This is a genomic window from Bacillus sp. 123MFChir2, assembly GCF_000383235.1.
Classification (GTDB): domain Bacteria; phylum Bacillota; class Bacilli; order Bacillales; family Bacillaceae_G; genus Bacillus_A.
On record NZ_KB910932.1, the window covers coordinates 84,431 to 104,250 of the forward strand.

18 protein-coding genes and 1 pseudogene are annotated in these 19,820 nt (G+C 34.5%); 10 read left to right on the forward strand and 9 right to left on the reverse strand.

Going from position 1 to position 19,820, the window contains the following annotated elements; translation table 11 throughout:
* Positions 1-78: 78 nt before the first annotated feature.
* Entirely contained in the window at positions 79-642 is a 564-nt protein-coding gene (locus H280_RS0107520; RefSeq protein WP_020060507.1) for a GNAT family N-acetyltransferase, read from the forward strand.
* 52 nt (positions 643-694) lie between these two features.
* On the opposite strand, the gene hflX is transcribed toward H280_RS0107520, so the two are convergent.
* Positions 695-1,957 carry a GTPase HflX gene (gene hflX, locus H280_RS0107525; protein WP_020060508.1) on the reverse strand — a complete coding sequence of 421 codons (1,263 nt, stop codon included), beginning with the start codon at positions 1,955-1,957 and terminating at the stop codon, positions 695-697.
* Positions 1,958-2,764: 807 nt separating this feature from the next.
* On the opposite strand from hflX, the gene H280_RS0107530 reads away from it, so the two are divergent.
* Positions 2,765-3,709, forward strand: coding sequence for an aldo/keto reductase family protein (locus tag H280_RS0107530; protein ID WP_020060509.1), 945 nt, complete (start codon positions 2,765-2,767; stop codon positions 3,707-3,709).
* 296 nt (positions 3,710-4,005) lie between these two features.
* Here H280_RS0107530 and H280_RS0107535 read toward each other — a convergent pair whose 3' ends face one another.
* The 3 genes from H280_RS0107535 to H280_RS0107545 form a co-directional block, all read right to left on the reverse strand.
* Positions 4,006-4,806: a polyphosphate kinase 2 family protein gene (locus tag H280_RS0107535; protein ID WP_020060510.1), complete on the reverse strand. Its 801-nt coding sequence runs from the start codon at positions 4,804-4,806 to the stop codon at positions 4,006-4,008.
* Positions 4,807-4,961: 155 nt separating this feature from the next.
* Entirely contained in the window at positions 4,962-6,080 is a 1,119-nt protein-coding gene (locus tag H280_RS0107540) for a DUF4179 domain-containing protein (RefSeq protein ID WP_020060511.1), read from the reverse strand.
* Entirely contained in the window at positions 6,065-6,640 is a 576-nt protein-coding gene (locus tag H280_RS0107545) for an RNA polymerase sigma factor (protein WP_020060512.1), read from the reverse strand. Before H280_RS0107545 ends, H280_RS0107540 begins: the two co-directional genes overlap by 16 nt.
* 175 nt (positions 6,641-6,815) lie before the next feature.
* On the opposite strand from H280_RS0107545, the gene H280_RS0107550 reads away from it, so the two are divergent.
* The 5 genes from H280_RS0107550 (at position 6,816) to H280_RS0107570 (ending at position 11,424) form a co-directional block, all read left to right on the forward strand.
* Positions 6,816-7,244 (forward strand): MarR family winged helix-turn-helix transcriptional regulator, encoded by a 429-nt coding sequence (locus H280_RS0107550; RefSeq protein ID WP_020060513.1) that lies wholly within the window; start codon positions 6,816-6,818, stop codon positions 7,242-7,244.
* 1 nt (position 7,245) lies between these two features.
* Positions 7,246-7,638, forward strand: coding sequence for a rhodanese-like domain-containing protein (locus H280_RS0107555; RefSeq protein ID WP_020060514.1), 393 nt, complete (start codon positions 7,246-7,248; stop codon positions 7,636-7,638).
* A gap of 1 nt (position 7,639) precedes the next feature.
* Positions 7,640-8,086: an EVE domain-containing protein gene (locus H280_RS0107560; RefSeq protein ID WP_020060515.1), complete on the forward strand. Its 447-nt coding sequence runs from the start codon at positions 7,640-7,642 to the stop codon at positions 8,084-8,086.
* Between the two features lie 155 nt (positions 8,087-8,241).
* Positions 8,242-10,065 carry an APC family permease gene (locus H280_RS0107565; protein WP_020060516.1) on the forward strand — a complete coding sequence of 608 codons (1,824 nt, stop codon included), beginning with the start codon at positions 8,242-8,244 and terminating at the stop codon, positions 10,063-10,065.
* A 378-nt stretch (positions 10,066-10,443) separates the two neighbouring features.
* A complete protein-coding gene (locus tag H280_RS0107570; RefSeq protein ID WP_020060517.1) occupies positions 10,444-11,424 on the forward strand; it encodes a DUF4003 family protein in 981 nt (326 codons plus the stop codon).
* Between the two features lie 292 nt (positions 11,425-11,716).
* On the opposite strand, the gene H280_RS26725 is transcribed toward H280_RS0107570, so the two are convergent.
* The 5 genes and pseudogenes from H280_RS26725 to H280_RS0107600 form a co-directional block, all read right to left on the reverse strand.
* Positions 11,717-11,851, reverse strand: coding sequence for a hypothetical protein (locus H280_RS26725; protein ID WP_020060518.1), 135 nt, complete (start codon positions 11,849-11,851; stop codon positions 11,717-11,719).
* A gap of 118 nt (positions 11,852-11,969) precedes the next feature.
* Positions 11,970-12,713, reverse strand: a complete 744-nt coding sequence (locus H280_RS0107580) for an amidohydrolase family protein (protein ID WP_020060519.1) — start codon at positions 12,711-12,713, stop codon at positions 11,970-11,972.
* A gap of 518 nt (positions 12,714-13,231) precedes the next feature.
* On the reverse strand, positions 13,232-14,509 hold the full coding sequence (locus tag H280_RS0107585) for an MFS transporter (RefSeq protein WP_020060520.1): 1,278 nt from the start codon (positions 14,507-14,509) through the stop codon (positions 13,232-13,234).
* A 228-nt stretch (positions 14,510-14,737) separates the two neighbouring features.
* The gene (locus H280_RS23235) at positions 14,738-16,171 is read right to left on the reverse strand and encodes an RNA-guided endonuclease InsQ/TnpB family protein (RefSeq protein ID WP_020060521.1); all 1,434 of its coding nucleotides are present in this window, start codon (positions 16,169-16,171) and stop codon (positions 14,738-14,740) included.
* Between the two features lie 176 nt (positions 16,172-16,347).
* Positions 16,348-16,743 (reverse strand): annotated as a pseudogene (locus H280_RS0107600) (NAD-dependent dehydratase); the annotation flags it as partial.
* Positions 16,744-16,956: 213 nt separating this feature from the next.
* On the opposite strand from H280_RS0107600, the gene H280_RS0107605 reads away from it, so the two are divergent.
* From H280_RS0107605 to H280_RS0107615, 3 genes are all read left to right on the forward strand, one after another.
* Entirely contained in the window at positions 16,957-17,802 is an 846-nt protein-coding gene (locus H280_RS0107605; RefSeq protein WP_020060523.1) for a hypothetical protein, read from the forward strand.
* A gap of 349 nt (positions 17,803-18,151) precedes the next feature.
* Positions 18,152-19,240 (forward strand): Rap family tetratricopeptide repeat protein, encoded by a 1,089-nt coding sequence (locus H280_RS0107610; RefSeq protein WP_020060524.1) that lies wholly within the window; start codon positions 18,152-18,154, stop codon positions 19,238-19,240.
* Positions 19,240-19,446, forward strand: coding sequence for a hypothetical protein (locus tag H280_RS0107615; protein ID WP_020060525.1), 207 nt, complete (start codon positions 19,240-19,242; stop codon positions 19,444-19,446). The genes H280_RS0107610 and H280_RS0107615 overlap by 1 nt, the downstream gene beginning before the upstream one ends.
* Positions 19,447-19,820 lie beyond the last annotated feature (374 nt).

Genomic DNA, 19,820 nt, shown 5'->3' on the forward strand with positions numbered 1-19,820 from the left:
TAAAATTCAGAAAAAACATTTACCATATACATCCATTCATGTATCATAATATAAAATAACAAATAAGGAGCGTTTCTTATGAATCCACTGCTATTAGATTTCCCTTCTGAGTTCTATACGGAAAGACTTCTCATAAGGATGCCAAGACCTGGAGATGGAAAAGTAGTATATAACGCTATCAATGAATCTATCGAAGAATTAAAACCTTGGATGCCTTTTGCTCAAAAAGAACAAACAAAACAAGAGGTAGAAGCAAATATTAGAGATTCTCACGTGAAATTTTTGGCACGTGAAGATTTACGATTACTCGTTTTCCTTAAAGATACAGGGGAGTTTGTCGCCTCTTCAGGGTTACACCGCATTAACTGGGATATTCCGAAATTTGAAATTGGTTATTGGATTCACTCTCATTTTAGCGGGCAAGGTTACATGACAGAAGCTGTTACAGGAATTGTAGATTTTGCTTTTCATAAATTACAAGCAAATCGAATAGAGATTCGCTGTGACTCAAGAAATGTCAAAAGCCGTGCCATACCAGAAAGGTTAGGATTTAAATTAGAAGGTATTTTAGAGAGTAATAGTGTATCAATAGATGGGACTGAATTAAGAGATACATGTATATATGCAACGAAAAGATCATGAAAAGAAGAGCTACTTTCCAGCAGCTCTTCTTTTCCTATTTCATGTGAACTTTTTAGTGTATTGCATACCTTTTATACTTTTCGAAATCACTCATTTTACATTCCACGGTAATCTTCGTACCTTCATTTTCATAGTCTGTCGATAAAACGTTAGCATGCTCGTTAAAATAAGAAATTAGGTGTCCTTGATCATAAGGAATTAACATTTCACACTTTGTATAATCTTTATAAATTTGTGTGCGAATCATATGCACAAGCTCATCAATACCTACTTTTTGTTTCGCAGACAAATATACCCGATCATCTTGTACTTTTGGAATTTCAATATCAATAACGTCTGCTTTATTATAAGCATAAATTGCCTGGATATTTTCCACGCCGATTTTTTTTAACGTTTGATTCGTAATCTCAATCAGATGCTCATAGTTCGGATTTGCATAATCCACAACATGAACCAATAAATCAGCCTCCGCCACTTCTTCTAACGTCGAACGGAACGCTTTCACAAGATGATGCGGCAATTTACTAACGAATCCAACGGTATCTGTTAATAAAAATGATTTGTTATCTGGCAATTGAATATTTCGCACAGCTGTTTCCAGCGTCGCAAACAACATATCTTTTTCAAATACTTGTTTCTCTGCAGATCCGTTAAACATTTCAAGCATCGCATTCATCGTTGTTGATTTCCCAGCATTTGTATACCCTACTAATGCAACAACAGGCACTTCATTTTTCTTACGCTGTTTACGCTGCGTTTGACGCTGTGCAACAAGTGCTTCTAACTCTTTATTTAACGTGGCAATTTGCTCTTCAATCTTACGGCGATCAAGCTCTAACTTCTTTTCCCCCACACCTTTGTTTTTCGTACCAACACCACCGCTTTGTCTTCCTAACGATTCACGGAGGCCAATTAAACGAGGCATCATATATTGTAAATGAGCTACCTCAACCTGTAATTGTGCTTCCTTCGTTTTAGCACGCTGCGCAAAAATATCTAAAATTAAAATCGTACGATCAATCACTTTACAATCTAAATCGGCTTCTAAATTTCGAATTTGTGAAGGCGATAACTCATCATTAAAAATGACCAAATTCGCATCCGCTTCTTTCACGAACGCTGACACTTCTTCAATCTTACCCGTTCCAATATAATGAGATGGATTTACACGATGTAAATTTTGCGTCACTTTCCCTATCACTTCTACATCGCAAGCTTCTGCTAAGTTCACTAACTCTTCCATTGAATATTCGAAATCACTTTCACTATTTAAATTCACTCCGACTAATATTGCTTTTTGTACTATTTGTTCCATATATTTATTCCTCCATTTCGATTACGCGCAAACTAAAAAACACAAGCCGCTGCCTGTGTTTTTAATAAACGGATGAGAGCACAACAAATAAACATAAAAGCATCGCTTCTCGCTTGTTCAATGGTCGTCAAAGCCAGCATCATACAACATAAAAATGTTTGTATACATGCATTGCGTCATTCTGTTTTAAAGGTAAAACAAAAAGAGGGCGTATTCGTCCTCCCCTCTTTTCACATATAAGTTCAATTGGGTTCCTTTAAAGAGACAGACCAATCCCGTTTACTCTGTACACAGACAGAGCCTTTGAGCGCTATTCAATTATTGGCACAAAGTATTGAGACGTAATCTGATTAAGATCAAAGGAGACCCCTCCGTTCATTAAAAGTTATATAAATTTTAGCATAGTTATAGAGCTGACACAAGAATAAACCCCATTTATTAACATAAAGAAAATCGCTATTTTTCTATTTTATTCATCATTTTTTGCACCTGTTTCTCATTTATTGTGTCCAATTTCTGCAACAATAATATGAATAACCACTTTCATTCATACACTTTAAACAAACCAAAAATCCAAAAGTTATTAATAATCTGATAAAATCATTATAAAGTAGCAACCTTTCTTAATACTAGAAAATATGGTTTTCTCAAAAAAACATACAAATCATCAAGCACAATTACTAATGACTCCAAAAATAATCCGTGATTTTGAGAGAATAACATTTTTTTCGCTCACAGATAAAAACGAAATGGCATCTACCGCGCTCCACTTTGATACATACTAAATTATATTATGGGGGAATATGTTTGAAGTATAACAGACTAGGAAAATCTGGTTTAAAAATTAGTGAAATTAGTTTAGGGAGTTACTTAACATTTGGAGAAAATGGGACAGAACAAGATGCTGTACGAACGATTCATAAGGCATTTGATGTAGGAATTAATTCATTTGATACTGCAAACGTGTATCAAAATGGTGAAGCTGAAAGAATTTTAGCATCTGCTTTAAAATCATTCACTAGGGACGAATATGTGTTAGCAACAAAAGCATATTGGCCTACTGGAAAAGGTCCTAACAGCAAAGGGCTATCACGTAAACATGTTATTGAGCAAGTACATACCAGTTTAAAAAGAATGAACCTTGAATACATTGATATTTTTTATTGTCACAGTTACGACTATGAAACTCCAGTAGAAGAAACGCTAAGAGCAATTGATGATTTAATTAAGCAAGGTAAGATACTATATGCTGGGGTAAGTAACTGGAGCTCAGAACAAATTAAGGAAGCAGTACATATCTCTGATAGGCATTTAATAAATCGAATTATTGTGAACCAATGCGAATACAGTTTGCTGAAGCGGGACATAGAGGACAAAATCATCCCTATCTCTGAAAATTTAGGCATATCACAAATCGTTTTTAGTCCCCTTGCTCAAGGTATCTTAACTGGTAAATATAAAAAGCAAATTCCTGAGAAAAGCAGAGCCAACAATCCAAATGTAAATAAGTTCTTTAAAAAACTTTTTACAAAAGAATTACTACTCACGTCACAAAGATTAGAAGAGATATCTAAAACTTGCGACATGTCTTTAACTGAATTAGCAATTGCTTGGGTACTACGGCAAAAAAATGTAGCAAGTGCGTTAACAGGTGCTTCCACTCCTCAACAAATTGTGGAAACCGTAAAAGCTGTTTATAAACAAATCCCTGAAGAAGTTCTAATAGAAATTGAGAATGTACTTTTAAAATGAGGAAGCCATAAAAAGGATTTTTAATGATATGAACTATCTTCAGTGCGCACCTTAGAAAATTATTGAATTATAGTGTTATTTTCATAGGTTATTCTTTCAACAATCCAGCTATATTAAGAGTACTAAAGACTGAACAATCGTGCTACGGTATTTAATTAAATATCGTAGCACGATTGTTCCATAATGACCGTTCCTAAAATATAAAGGACTGTCCCATTAAAATAAGACAGTCCTTTATATTACTATATTATTTTCCTTCCACTATCTCCTGCACCACTATTCCCATCTTTAACAGCTTACATCTTTATTTGTTCGTCTTCCTCTTCCTTTTCTTCTTTCATTTCATGATAGTATGATGGCAGTTCTATACTATGTTCTAAGAAATAATCTTCAATTAATGAAATAATCACTTTCAATGTTTTCACACGCGCATACAACTTATCATTGCCAGGTATAATATGCCACTTTGCGTTTGGTTTGTCTGTTTTTTCAAACATATCTTCCATAGCCTCGACATATTCATCCCATTTTTCTCGATTGCGCCAATCTTCATCTGTAATTTTCCATTTTTTAAGAGGATTTTGCTCTCGTTCTTTAAATCGTGCTAACTGTTCATCCTTACTAATGTGATAGAAAAACTTTGCTACTATGTAACGATCATCCGTTAATAGTTTTTCAAAATCATTAATTTCACTGTATGCCCTAGTCCACTCTTCCTTTGTAGCGAAACCCTCTACGCGTTCAACCAGTACACGACCGTACCATGAGCGATCAAAAATAGTAATTTGACCATATTGCGGAATTTTCCGCCAAAATCGTTGCATATAATGATAGCGTTTTTCATGAGGAGCAGGTGCACCAATTGGATTTACTTGAAATCCGCGCGGATCAAGATGCTCAGTAATTCGCTTAATTGCTCCGCCCTTCCCAGCAGCATCCCAGCCTTCCATAGCCAAAATAACAGCTATTTTTTCTTTTCGTAAAATCTGCTGCAACGCAAGTAAACGCATTTGATATTTTTCCAGCTTCTTATTATATATTTTTTTTGATTCCATTCTTTTCGTTAAATCTATTTTTGCAAGACGATCTTTTTTCACAATAAAATCCTCCTTTTCAAGCAATTAACACTATTTTAACATAATTTTCAGTATTTTACGTATATACATATCGACTATCATCACTCTTATTTAGCTTGTTACTAAGATACAAAGGACCGTCCCACTTCAAGAAAACAGTCCTTTCGATTTTTATGTTATTTTTCTAATTCGATAACAATATCTTTTAATACAAGATCTTCTTTATCACTACCAATTATTTTTAGTATAGAAAATTTATTTCTTCCACTTCCGGTCCCTCCTGCTTCTCCATAGTTATCAGCATTGTGATTACTTAACATAACATGAGGAGTTATCATAAGTTTTGTTGCATTCGGGTTGATTTTTTGAAATGTTTTACTTCCATTCAAAGTAAAAGAACTTTCATCACCTATACTCCCATTTCCTTCTCCGGCATAACTATTCCCTAAATCATCTTTAATTCTCAAATCAATATATATTTCATCCCATCTATTTTTCATGTAATCGGAAACTTCTTGTTTATACGAAACGATAAATGACATCGGTGATATGGATAGCTTCTCAATAGATACCTTTACTCCATCTTGCTCTACACTACTATAAATTAATTTTTCTTTACTTTTCATTGCATTTAAAGTGAAGTCAAAGTTCCAATTCCCTTTTATTTCTTTTTGTGTATTTGAACTTGCAATACTATCTATTTTCCATTGCATATTTACACTATCTTCTGTAGTACCTTCCAAATTACTAGCCGTTATTAAGCCTACATACTTATGTTCATCTACTTTTTTAATCCCATTACGTTCCGATATGCCTCCAGCCCCTTTTATTTTTAGAAAGTCCAAAGTAAATGGATTGTCACCTAAATCTTGATCACTTTCAATAGAGTACGTTAAAGATACTTTCTGTCCATCATAAATCGCATTATGTATAGTAAATTTAATTCCGTTACTCTCCTGAGTAAGATTAAGTTCATTCGAGTACTTCTTATACTCATGATAAAGTCCTGGCCCTTCCTCTTTCGTTATTTTAACTTCGTTATGAAGTACAACTCTTTCGCTATCAAAAAATCTAAAAATATCTCTTATAATGGGAATACTTATCGCAGAGGCAGGAAACGTTAATCCAAATATGGTAGCTACTAAACAAATTGCGACAGAAGCTATCGCAACATACTGTTTCCAGACGGTTACTTTTTTCTTCTTACTATGTAACAGTTGTTCAATATTTACGCGCTGTGGAAATGAAGTTCCATTCGCTTTTTCATGAAATGTCTTCTTTATTTGTCGATCCATACACTCACCTCCGTATCATGGTCTAAAAAAACAGTATGAGCTAAATAATCCTTCAGATTTTCTTTCGCTTTAAAAAGACGCGACTTTATTGTCCCTTCTTTTACATTTAACACTTCCGAAATTTCTAAAATAGATAAATCTTGATAGTAAAAAAGAATAATAACAATTTGATGCTTGCTGGATAATTGCTGCACTGCATCAAGAATCATCTGAGACTCTTCTTGTATGAGATAATTATGTTCAGGTGTTTTCCCATCTTTTATACGAAACCACGTTTCAGGTTGCAAAAAAGCAAACCGTTTTTTTCGCTTCTGTTTTAAAGTTGTATGAATTAAAATTTGATGAAACCAAGTTTTAAACGAAGCAATCTCTCCATTAAAACGATGGATAGATTCATATGTTTGTATGAGCGATTCCTGTACCGCATCTTCTGCTAAGCCTTTATCATCTACTATGAGATAAGCTGTTTGATATGCTTTTTGTATGTACGGTTGTAGTAGTTGATTAAACGCCTCTTTGTCTCCTTGTTTTACTTGCTGAATTAACCGTTGTTCCTCCAAACTCTTCCCTCCTTATTTTTTATTCTATATATTTATTACCATCAAACTAGAAAAAAGTTCACTTTTCCCCATTTTTTATCTTTCACTCTCTGTTTTTACCATTTAATGGTTGACACTCAAAAATAGTCAGTTATACTGATTATATATAAAGGTGATTATTCGGGAGGATGATACATTGAGCAGAATCTTAGAATCATACGGATTCCTTACAGGAAAAGTAGAGCAATTACTAGAACTCGACTTGATTGAAAAATTAAAACCTTACGACATTAATGCGAGACAATATGGGATTTTAATTAAAATCAATGAAAAGCCTAACCTTTCTCAAAAAGAAATTGCTACTGAATTAAAAATCGATCGTACAACAATGGTAGATTTTATTGACCATTTAGAATCACTACAATATTTAATTCGAATAAAAAATCCAAAAGACCGCAGATCCTATTGCATCCAAATTACAAACAAAGGTCAAGAAGTATTGGAAAACTGTTGGGGATTGTTAACACAGTCGGAGATGAAAATTTTATCTCCTTTAACAAAAGAAGAACAATTCTTTCTAAAAACCTGTTTGTTAAAAATCTTAAAAAACGCGGAGGAATGCTAATATGCTTGAAATGGAATTTTTTAAAGGTCGTATTGCTTCTACATTTAGTCCAATGGATCTTTTACAGGCAAAAAAATTAAATCCTGATGCTTACATATTAGTTGATGTACGAAATGGAACACTTGAGTTAAAAAAAGAGATGATTACAGGAGCACTTCAAATTCCGCAATCTGAATTAAAAAATCGGTTATCAGAGTTACCGAAAGAAAAAATAATCATTTTATATTGCTGGGACGTCTGGTGTAATACAGCTGCGAAATCAGCTTTATTCCTTTTAGAAAACGGATATAATGTGAAAGAACTTGCTGGAGGTATTGCCGCATGGAAAACAATGAATTTACCAACCACACCTTTATTTTTTGAAGAAACTAGTGATTCATCATGCGGGTGCTAATATGCTAACGAACGAGATCAACTATTGGATCGGTGTTGCTTCAAGGGATCATGTTTTAAAAGGAGTAGAAGGCAGATTCGCCCAGCTTTGTCACGGTAAGTCCACCCCTTTAAAAAGAATGAAGCCTGGGGATTGGATTATATATTATTCTTCTAAACATCAATTTAATGAAAAAACACCATGTCAAATGTTCACAGCTATTGGCAAAGTAATTGATGACCATATTTACGAGTTTGATATGGGGAACGGATTTATTCCTTTTCGCAGAAATATCAAATTTTATTCATGTAAAGAAACAGACATTCATCCTCTTATTGATAAACTATCCTTTATTCAAGATAAGAAAACGTGGGGATTTCCGTTTAGATATGGACATCTCAAAATAAGTAAAGAAGATTTTACGTTAATAGCACAAGAAATGGGTATTGAAACGATTGAATTCCACTAAAATCGCATTCTTTTTACGTAATAAAAAAGGTTTTCTGTCACCGTTTTGTCAATTTACTATTAAATAAAAAAGAATTCATAATAAAAATATCTATTCACTCGCTACCAATTGTGATATTCTGTTCATTGGAAAAATTACTTATTGGTGGTGCATCCATGTTTTCAGTATTCAAAAGGTTTTTAATTGGTAGACCTCTTAAATCAAATGCATTAGGTGAACAAAAATTGAATAAGTTAAAGGCATTAGCCATTCTTTCATCTGATGCTCTTTCTTCTGTTGCTTATGGAACAGAACAAATTTTAATTGTTCTTGCAACAATTGGTTCGATCGCTTTTTGGTATTCTATTCCAATCGCAATCGGCGTTCTCGTTTTGTTAACGGCACTTATTTTATCGTACAGACAGATCATTTACGCCTATCCACACGGCGGAGGAGCCTACATTGTTTCCAAAACAAATATAGGTATAAATGCGGGTCTTGTTGCCGGGGGATCCTTACTGGTAGATTATATTCTTACCGTAGCTGTAAGTGTATCCGCAGGGACAGATGCAATTACATCCGCATTTCCAGCTTTACATCAGTACACCGTAATAATCGCTGTAATACTTGTTATTTTTATTACCATTCTGAACCTTAGAGGAGTAACAGAATCAGCTTCTGTTTTAGCTTATCCTGTCTATCTCTTCGTATTAGCACTTATCGTATTAATTACTGTTGGAGTCTTTAACATTGCCACTGGACAAGCGCCGGCAACTTTGCATACACCTATTGGTACGGTAGCACCAGGAATTACATTATTCTTTTTATTAAAAGCATTCTCATCTGGGTGTTCTGCATTAACAGGGGTAGAAGCGATTTCAAATGCAATTCCTAACTTTAAGGCACCAGCTGCTAAAAATGCAGCGACTACTTTAGTAATGATGGGAGCAATTCTTGCAGTCTTATTTACTGGTATCACCGTTTTGGCATATTGGTACGGTATTGCGCCGAAACACAATGAAACTGTTGTCTCTCAAATTGCTTCGGATATATTTGGAAGAAATTATGTGTATTATTTTATCCAAGGAACAACTGCACTTATTTTAGTATTAGCTGCTAATACGGGATTCTCCGCATTCCCATTGTTAGCTTTCAACCTGGCATCCGATAAATATATGCCTCGTATGTTTTTAATGCGCGGTGATCGACTAGGATATTCAAATGGAATTATGACCCTAGGAATCGCTTCTATTATTTTAATTATTGCGTTTCAAGGAAAAACAGAACAATTAATCCCGCTGTACGCAGTTGGTGTGTTCCTTCCTTTCACCTTGTCACAAACGGGAATGATTATAAAATGGTTGCGTGAAAAACCAGCAGGCTGGTTACCAAAATTACTAACAAATTTAGTAGGCGCACTTATTTCATTATCTGTATTACTTATTTTCTTTATCACAAAGTTTACACAAGTATGGTCTGTTGTTATATTCCTGCCAATTATTGTGTATCTCTTTCATTGCATTCATAAACATTACGATGCAGTTGGAGAACAATTACGTATCGATCCAAATGAAATTCCGCACAAAATCGAAGAAAACATTGTCATCGTACCGGTTGCAGGAATTACAAAGGTAGTCGAACAATCCATTAATTATGCTGAGGCTATCGGTGATACTGTCATCGCTGTATATGTGGCATTTGATAAGGAAAGCGAATTAAAGATGCAGCAAAAATGGAAAGAATGGAAACCAGATGTTCGTCTTATTACAGTTGTTTCTTCTTACAGAAGCTTAATGAGACCTATTACAAAATTAGTAGCAATGATTCAAGAGAAAGCACAAGAGAATCATCATTCTGTTACTGTTCTCATTCCGCAGTTTATCACAAAGAAAAGTTGGCATAACTTTTTACACAACCAATCAAGTGTTTTATTAAGGGTTTACCTTTTATATAAAAAGAATGTTATTGTTTCAACTGTTCCGTATCGATTTAAAAAATAAAGTTTGGAAATGTTACAAACGAGCCCTCTAACTATTAATAAGTTAGGGGGCTCGTTTGGGTTTATTTGATTCTTCTACTTCCGAATCTCATTAGTTAAAGAGTAAACCTAGCAATAGAAAGTCATGTCAAAGAAAATGCAAAATGAATTTGTTATTTTCGCAGACTGCTGAAAAGTCAATTTATCAATTATGAAGTAGTGAACTCAACAAGTTTTAACTTCCAAATTTGAGTTTTTTTATGCCCCACTAGCGGATTGCTTGCTCTCTTGTTTTTTGTATCTCCTACAGTGCAAAGTTTGTATAAAAACCACAATATCCCTAAATATGGAATTATAGTATAATAGAAGAAAATCACAAGAAAAAATGGGGGGTACGGCTATGATTACATTACAGCATAAGCTGGAGCAGTACACACACATATATGCACAATTGAAAGAAGAACTAAGATGGAAAACTGGTGATTCCCGAACATGGATGATGATTGCCGCTATGTATGCAGGCAGTAATAAGCCGTTTCATCTTGAACGTTTTTTGCAAATCAGCAGCTATATTAAGGAGCAGGTAGGGATTTTTTCATATTTGAAGTCCTATCATCGCTTTGTGATTGCAGCAACATTGGATATTCACTTTATACATTACGAGGAAGCGTTTCAGCAGTTTCTCGACTTATATGAACGATTGGTCGCGGGTGGCTTTAGCCGCAGCATCTTTACTTATCTGGCGGCAGCAACGCTTTTATCAGAAGGAAATGAACAACATGAAGAACGCATTCAGCGGTCGTTGCAAGTATATAAACGTATGAAAGAGAATCACTTCTTTCTCACAAGCACATCTGATTACCCACTCGCTGTTTTGCTAGCAGGACAACCCGAGGAAGTAGAGGTGCTAATGGATCGAGTGGAAAGCCTCTATCGCAAACTGGCAGTAACTGTCTTTCATAAGGGAGATAACCTTCAGTTTTTAAGTCATATTCTTTCCCTAAAGAAGGATGTCAGTGAAGATATTTTAGTAGCACGCTGTACAAACATATGGAACGTACTGCGGCAAGAAGGAGTAAAAGTTAAGCAAATGCATTACGCCGCTGTCGGGCTACTAGCGTTACTTGAAGATGGAGTGAAAGAAGTCGCTTCTGTGCGGGCATACATTGATAAATTGCAGGGGGACAAGCTATTCCGTTGGCATGCGGATGTAAATATTCTTGTTGTTATCCAACTATTCATGAGTGAGCAAGGCAAGGAAAATCCTGCTACCACTGGATTGCAAACAATGATAGAGGTCCTCATACAAGCACAACAGGCCGCTATGATAGCTGCAATTACCGCTTCCTCAGTAGCAACTTCTGCTAGTAGTAGTTCATAATGTGCAATGGTACTTCCATACTTGTTCATTGTCATTATTCCGCTGTCCAATTTGCTACATGAATGCAGGCATAACGTCCCTGCATGCTTCTTGAACTAAAAAGAGGCTGCCTATAAGTCAGTGAAACCAGTTTATAGGACAGCCTTTTGGGTTACATATATACAAGAAGCCGAGAACTAGTTCTCGACCCTGTTTTTGATTACTCACCTGTCTTCTCAAATCTCTTAATACGTGCACCATATATAGGGAACCTGAACTATTTTGTAGAAACAAGAATTATCAAATGACGTGCTCAACCAGGAGATTTACTATCCTTCTTCTTTATAAAATACACTTCTAAAGCTCGAATAAAAGCTTCTTCAACTTTTATTGTGCCGTATGATTCATTTCCAAGTTTGAGTGGGGATGTTTTTTGGTCATGAGACATCACCTCATCCCCAATATATGCAAGAAAACATTATGGACTATCCTTCTTTCACATAATCAATGTTATTGGAAGTTATCTGATTCGTTTTTTTACCATTCTAAATCTAATAAAAGCTGAATTACTTGAAATACCATTTGAAAGCATTCGTGTATAAGATTTTATCAGTAGCTTGTTCATCAAATAGCTGTTGAATCAATTCAATATCTGTATACTCAAAAGATCTTTTTGCTCTTGTAGATGGTAAATCTGTTCCAAACATAAGAGCATCTGGATTAATTTCACAAATCGCTTTTAAAGCATTCTTAACATTCAAATCTGCACGACCAAAACCAGTAGCTTTTACATGTATCCCTTTGTCAACTAGCTTTAATAAATGTGGTAGTCCTTCTTCAGATAACCCTAAATGGTCGATTGATATTGCTGGTAATTTTTCAATAGTTGATGCAATTTCGGGCAACTCTTTTGCATCAATATAAAGCTCGCTATGCCACCCTACTAGATTATGAACTCTTCTAGCAAAGTAATCCAACTTCGATAAATCTTCTGAACCGCCTCTTTTAATATTAAAGCGTAATGCCTTTACCCCATTTTCATTTAAATTTAGTATTTCTTTGTCCGTTACTGTAAAAGGTAATTGTGTTACGCCACAAAATGTTGAACCCATTTGTTTAAGTACCTTTAATAAATATTCTTGGTCAAATCCTTGGAATGACCCTGATACAATAGCTCCACCTAATACATTTAAATCAGCAGTTTCATTTTGATAATCTTCTACAACATAACTGGAGGGCAAATATCCTTGGTTTTCGATAATTGGAAAGTCAAAATCAATAATATGAAAATGTCCATCAAAAATTCTCATTATAATTCCTCTTTTTTTCTTTAACATATCAAAGAGGATATATAAAATAAATTATAGATTTTTAATGTGAATTCATAACTATATCTTATGGAACTAAATTGCCCCGTTGAATAGTCTATACATCCAAATTTAACATAACGTAACATTATCAGCGGTAACTAAATCCCAGAAAGCCATTCAAACCGTTTTCGTAGCCTGCATGAAATCTTGCATATCCTTATGCGTATAAAATCCGCGTTTTGTTGGCGAGACCTCAAAAAGAAGTGCGAAGCGCACTTCTTTTCTTTGCAAACCCTACACATCACATTATTAATATGATTATGGACAAGCCTTTTAATGAAATACAACTTTAATCAGCAGAGGGTTTCATCCTCTACTAAACTATTAAAAGAAAACATTCCCCAAACAATTTTATGAGATTCATTTTGTGTATTAACTTCTTTGATTTTTTTAGTAAATATCTATCTCTTTTACTCTGTCAGTACAAATCAATCTGCCAAACTTTCTGGGTTTCTATTTTATTTTTGTTCTCCACCTTTTCTAGACCATAACACAACAGGAATAAGTAATAAGGCTAACGCCCCTCCAGCTAACGATAATGCTGCATAACTTGAATTCGCTACCACCATGCCGGACATCGCTCCACCAGAAGCCCCTGCCAATGCAATAAAAACATCTACTTTCCCTTGCGTTTTTGCACGTATTGCAGGTTCTGTTGAATCAACAATTTGAGCCGTACCACTTATTAATCCAAGGTTCCATCCTAATCCAAGTAAAGAAAGGGCGACGACCAGAAGTATTAAAGAATCGCTCGGTGCAATAGCAGCTAACACCCCAGCACTAAGTAATATAACGCCGGAAGCAATACTCATCGCCATTCGACCAATCTTATCAACAAGTATTCCTGTAACGAGTGATGGAAGGTACATTGCCCCTACATGAAATCCAATGACAATCCCCACTTCACTTAAACCATGACCATGGTGTTTCATATGTATAGGAGTCATCGTCATAATAGCAACCATGACAACTTGCGTAAGTATCATAACGATTGCCCCAACAGTAACGCCCCTATTATTTGTTGTTGATTTTTTAGTTATCGAATTCCCTTTATATTTATGTTCCTGTTTATATGTTTCTATCGTTTTCGCTATAAGTAATGGATCTGGACGAAGCATAATGAAAAGTACAAGACCTGCTGACAAAAACGCAGCTGCCGATAATATGAACGGACCAGCAAGTTCAGGAATACCTAGAGAAAGAGCAAAACTCCCCATTATCCCCACTAAGTTTGGTCCCGCTACCGCACCAAAGGTCGTCATAACCATTGTCATACTAATAGCAGTTGCCCGTTGCTTCTCATTCGCTAAGTCTGTACCCGCATAACGAGCTTGTAAATTTGTGGCTGTACCTGCACCATAAATTAATAGAGATGCAAGTAAGAGAACAATGCTACTTATTAAAGTGGAAATTACAACACCAATAGCCCCAAGCCCTCCTACCATAAATCCTGTCGCGAGCCCTATTCGGCGCCCATAACGTTGCGAAAGCCTTCCTACTACAAAAGCGGCTCCTGCCGATCCCATTGTAAGTATAGCAGTTGGCAATCCTGCGAATGCATCTGTCCCAAGCATTTGCTGTGCGAGAAGTGCCCCTACTGTAATTCCAGCAGCTAAGCCCGCACCGCCAAACATTTGTGAAATACTTACGATTACTAACGTCCGTTTATATAACCTTCTTTGCTCTTCTTCTGTATACATTTGACTCCTTATTGAACTATCAGCTTTATCAAGCATTTCCTCACCTTCTTAATGAAAAATTCTCCCTTTTTAAATGTACTATGATTAATGTTTCATATTCAATGTGAACTACCCACCACTTAACAGCCTTACGGTCTGTTTGAAGTGGGGGCTTCAAAAGTCAAAAGACTTTCTCTTTTATTGCTAATTCATCCACAAGCCTAGCAACTCATGTCCAAAGCCTTGAATTCGCGGCGTCCCTACCGCTAATAAAATCGATACAAACTACGTGTTTAGACTTTGTTCGTGCAGAATACGAATGCCATAATATTTTAGATTACGACCCGCATTGTAATCTCTATCGATTTTCGTGCTACAATTATCGCACGTATAGATTCTTTCTGATAATTTTAATTTATCTTTTTTGTGATTACACTCACTGCATAATTTACTTGACGCAAAATACTTTTCCGCAACGATGTAATGTTTGCCTTTTTTCTTAGATTTGTACTGTAACATCGTTCGAAACATGCCAAATCCATTATCATGCAACTTTTTTCCTAAACTCAAGCATTGCGCTAGGTTACTTAAGTTCAAATCTTCTACAACAATGGCATGATAATCATTGGTTATCTGATTACTTTTCTTGTGTAGAAAATCTTTTCTTTGGTTTTTTGCTTTTGTTGTTACTTTTTGATATTCTTTCACTCGCTTTTCATAATTTTTACTATATACGATATTTCCCGTTTCATCTGTTTTTGCATTGTTCTTTTTACGAGCTAAGGATTTATTGATTCTTCGTTGCCTTTTTTCTATGATTTTGTTATACCGGCTGTACTGAGCTGTTCGTCCTTCGCTGTCTACATACAATTCGCTTTGACTGTAATCTAGTCCAATTACTTCGTCAGCAGTCACGAGTTCTACTTGTTTTTCATTTGGACAAAAATAATCAACAGAAAGAGAAACAACATATTTTGTTCCTTCTCGCTTAATTGTTGCTTTTTTAATGATTCCATCAACCGGTAATTCTCGATGTAGATAAATAGAAATACCTTCTTGAAACTTTGGAATACAAAAAAAATAAAAACCGTTTTCTTGTGTAATTTTTATGTTTCCGTTGGTTTGATTCGTAGTATAACTTAATTTCCCCTGTTTTTTACTATGGAATTTAGGCATACCTTTTATGTCTTTCAACATAGGAACATAACCGATTGTTTGCATCTTTTTACGAACCGATTTTTTATATTGAATAGGTTGTTTTGCATAGGTTTCATTATATTTTTTTATGGCTGCCTGGAATCTCATTTTTGCGTCATTATAAACAAAAGAATCATTACTTTTATCTAAGTAATCATATTTGGCCGTGATCGTTGTATAATTTGGAACTTTATAACGAATAAATCCACTTTCAAAACCGATAGATTCTAAATATTCATACAAGCCAGAGACATATTCGTTATACACTTTTCGTTCACATCCAAACGATTTTTCTAGTTTCGTTACTTGTTCAGGTGTGGGAAAAATAGCGTATCGAAATGCATAGGTAGACCATCCATCCGGTAACGACTTTTTTGTTCCTTTTATATGTACACCCTCTTTTGTGGTTGCCATATACACTTTCCTTTCTTTCGTATTTTCATATTGATTATTTCGCATAGTCTCAAAAATACATACAAAGAACATATGCAGGCTATCACCTACTGAAAATCCCCCCCCCACCTTCTCGCTCCTTGAGAAAGGGGACTTCTTTTCGGGAAATATGTTAAAACGGGGCAAGAATATTTTTTGAAATCTAAATTTTATTATACAATCATCTCAGATCTTTCGGACTCCCAATTTAGAAGAATCTATTTCCTTGCAAATTTTTTTCGCTGCTTGATGAGTATATACTCTCATCATAATTTCTCCTTCTGAAACCAAACCTCTAGCAATTCGGCCTCTCTTTCTCTTGATATACCTGCTTTTCGTTCTGTATCCTGCCTCGATTTCTCCCATAGATACACATCACAAATAGTATCTTCAATAGGTCTAAAAGAAAGACCAGCGTTAATAGCTTTTTCTATACTGATGAAAAAACTACCTTTCCACGGTTCTGTCTCTCCTTCTAATGGAAAATTTTCAGGAATCCATAAAGGCAGCTCCGTCCATGGCTTTACTTTATTTTCAATTAAAAATTGTTCTTCTGCCCATACAAATTCAGCATCGCTATTTGTTACTGCCTTACAAATATTTAATAGTTCTTCTATCGTCAATTCATTATTCGGCCCTGTTACATTAAACTTGCCTACTTTTCAATGCTTCTTCTACTAAAGCTCTTCCTAAAAAACGAGTCCCCCCCCAATATAAGGACCTTCATAAAATCCCCCCCATTCATTTTCATAACCTATAAAATTAGTATTCACTTTATATAACGATTTTCCTACTGAAAAAGTTACGGGGATGATAGGAAAATTAATGTCAGGGAATTATAACCTTAGATCCCATTCTAAAGGAGCTATTTTAAAATGAAAATAATACAAATTATCTTGCTCTCATTAGGAATTTTAAATTCTTCTTCAATACATATATTCGCTAATGAGAATCAAAAAGAAAACCTAATGAATATTATTAAGGAGTTTAAACCGTCAAACTCGCTACTTGTAAGTCCTGAAAATCCTTTCTCTACACAGCCGATTCAACTCTACGACTTCAATCAGGATGGGCAGAAAGAAATGATTGTTACTTTTCAAATGAAAGCAAAAGAACAACCTTCTCAGTTTGGAGCAATGGTTTTGAAGAAAGAAAATAATAAATGGCAAAAAATTTGGGAGACAAAAACGCAAAGCGTGGGTTTGGAGTTTTCGGGTCTAGCTGATATTACTGGTGATGGTATAAAAGAGTATTTATTTGGTGTTACAATTGGTGCTGCTGCAGGAAATACACTTGAAATTTTCCAGTGGAATGATAACTCATTCACAAAGATTGCTGATGTTCCTTATCATAAGATGGATATTTTGAATGGAAACAAAAAGATAGGTTTAGCCATTTGGCAGTGGTATCTTGCTGATAGCTATCTTGTAGATACTTTAAAATGGAACAGTAAAAAATTAGATTTTGATGGAGAATTATATTCTCAATACTACCCTACCGTTGAAAAATTCTATAACGATAAAATTTCAGAAATGGACGCCTGGTTTTATTGGTATTGTCTTGCGGATGCTCAAATAAAAGCAAATTTATTAGAAAAAGCTTCTAACTCCATCCACAAAGGGTTTTCATTAGCAAAGCAATTATCGATGACAGATGTAGTTCAACATTTTAACAAATTAAATAGCAAGCTTGAAGAAAAGAAAAAACACCTTTCAAACTAAAAACAGTAAATGTCCTGTTTAACTAGGACAATTTACTGTTTTTCTTTATAAGAAACACTTCTTCAACTTTAATCGTAACACAGGATTCATTGCCCATTTCGAGTAAAGCTGAAACATTTCCTCTCCCCCACTATATATGAGCTTTAAATGTAAGTCCTACTCCTATATCAAAATACAATACAAAATCAATGAGTGAAAAATAGTAATTCCAAGTGTAATTCGCAACAATAATATTATCTTTTAATTCACAGAAAATTAAGACTTTTATTTATCAATTTTAAAAATAAAGATCCTCACTTCTCATCGTTATATCTGTGGTAATATTTAGGTAAAAAAGGGCGGAGAAAGTATGAATATAGAAGTTGTAACAAAAGAAGTAATCACGAAGTTACTCAATGATTGGTATCAATCGTTATTAAGACAACAATTTACGGAAGCAAAACTATTAAAAGAAGAAATTGAATCAAAAATCATCCATGTCGATGAAGATCCAAAAATATTGTTTTATTATTCGTTATTAGATTTTCGCTATCAAGTATTAGCTGATAGTTTAAGTATTACAAGCAATAGTTTTGATAAAATTGATGCTTTGCCTATTCCTGATGATACACTTTTAACATACTATTATCATTTATTCAAAGGCATTCATTTAATGTATATTTCAAATTATAATGAGTCAAAGACTCATTTTGAAAAAGCAAAAAAATTACTAAAGCATGTACCAAATGCATTAGAACATGCTGAATTCAATTATCGATTTGCTTATCTTTCGTATCAATCTTATCAAACATTATTAGCAGTTGACCTTATCCGTCTTGCAAAAGAAGAGTATGAAAAACACGTTGGTTACGAAATTTGTAGTGCATTGTGTGATAATATCTTTGCTATGTGTTGTATTGATTTAAAACAATTTGAACAAGCAGAAGAACACTTCACAACAGCATTAGATGTTTTTAAAAAATATAACATTAACCGATTTACATTGATGGTTCGAAATAATTTAGGATTAATGTATGCAAGTCAAAATTTATCAGAACTAGCAATTCGTCATTTATCAGAAGTAACAAAACAATCTCCAAACCATTTCCGCGCATTGTACTTGGAAGCAGATGAAAATTTAAAATTAAATCACACAAATATTGCTGAATCACTTATAGAAAAAGGATTACATATCTGTAATCAGTTAAAAAATCATGAATACCAATATCGTTTCATGATTTTAAAAGAAATGAATACGAATACAAATGCATTAGAAAAAGCAGTTCTAGCAGGAATTTCATACTTTGAAAACGAAGAATTATTTGATTGTATTGAAGAATATACTGAGCGTTTAGCAGACAAATTCTATCATGAAAACAATCATGAAAAAGCAAGTAAATATTATCACATAAGTAAAGAAGCAAGACTAAAACAAATAATTAAAGGGGCGTTAAAATAATGAAAAAGATTGTATTAACAGCAATAGGATTTGCGTTTACGTTATCTATTTTAAGTTCAAATCACTTTAGTGCAAGCGCACTAAACAAAGGAGACGGCGGAACACCTGCAAGACCTGATTTGGCATATGGAGATTATCCTATTAGTTATGCACATGATGATGGCGGTGGAATAAGTCAACAAGAAACACATGCAGATCATTTTTAATGAAAACAAAAGAGGCTCCCACGAGCCTCTTTTACTTTATAGATTATTTGATTCAATATCTTTATTTTTACAAAATATACAATAGATGTGTATTTTAACACGTCTGTTGATTATCTAAATTCTACCAAAAAATGAATACAAAAAGAGAGATTCCTCTTGTACAATGTAAGTTACCACACCAACATTGACGAAACGAGGAATCTCTCATGAACAAGAATACCACGTCCCACACATTGATTCAAAACTTTCTTTCAGAAGCAGAGCTCCAGGCGATTTTAACGGAGTTCAACCACACCGAGACAGCCCGAAAATGCACGGTTTCTACTGTTATTTCTTATTTGATTAGTGCTGCGACAAATGAATGGAAAAGCTTG

What these genes read in the sequence shown, in the direction of transcription:
- H280_RS0107520 (WP_020060507.1), top strand. Translation starts at nt 79, where the DNA reads ATGAATCCACTGCTATTAGATTTCCCTTCTGAGTTCTATACGGAAAGA.
- hflX (WP_020060508.1), bottom strand. Translation starts at nt 1,957, where the DNA reads ATGGAACAAATAGTACAAAAAGCAATATTAGTCGGAGTGAATTTAAAT.
- H280_RS0107540 (WP_020060511.1), bottom strand. Translation starts at nt 6,080, where the DNA reads ATGGATCGACAAATAAAGAAGACATTTCATGAAAAAGCGAATGGAACT.
- H280_RS0107555 (WP_020060514.1), top strand. Translation starts at nt 7,246, where the DNA reads ATGCTTGAAATGGAATTTTTTAAAGGTCGTATTGCTTCTACATTTAGT.
- H280_RS0107560 (WP_020060515.1), top strand. Translation starts at nt 7,640, where the DNA reads ATGCTAACGAACGAGATCAACTATTGGATCGGTGTTGCTTCAAGGGAT.
- H280_RS0107565 (WP_020060516.1), top strand. Translation starts at nt 8,242, where the DNA reads ATGTTTTCAGTATTCAAAAGGTTTTTAATTGGTAGACCTCTTAAATCA.
- H280_RS0107570 (WP_020060517.1), top strand. Translation starts at nt 10,444, where the DNA reads ATGATTACATTACAGCATAAGCTGGAGCAGTACACACACATATATGCA.
- H280_RS26725 (WP_020060518.1), bottom strand. Translation starts at nt 11,851, where the DNA reads ATGTCTCATGACCAAAAAACATCCCCACTCAAACTTGGAAATGAATCA.
- H280_RS0107580 (WP_020060519.1), bottom strand. Translation starts at nt 12,713, where the DNA reads ATGAGAATTTTTGATGGACATTTTCATATTATTGATTTTGACTTTCCA.
- H280_RS0107585 (WP_020060520.1), bottom strand. Translation starts at nt 14,509, where the DNA reads ATGCTTGATAAAGCTGATAGTTCAATAAGGAGTCAAATGTATACAGAA.
- H280_RS0107605 (WP_020060523.1), top strand. Translation starts at nt 16,957, where the DNA reads ATGAAAATAATACAAATTATCTTGCTCTCATTAGGAATTTTAAATTCT.
- H280_RS0107610 (WP_020060524.1), top strand. Translation starts at nt 18,152, where the DNA reads ATGAATATAGAAGTTGTAACAAAAGAAGTAATCACGAAGTTACTCAAT.
- H280_RS0107615 (WP_020060525.1), top strand. Translation starts at nt 19,240, where the DNA reads ATGAAAAAGATTGTATTAACAGCAATAGGATTTGCGTTTACGTTATCT.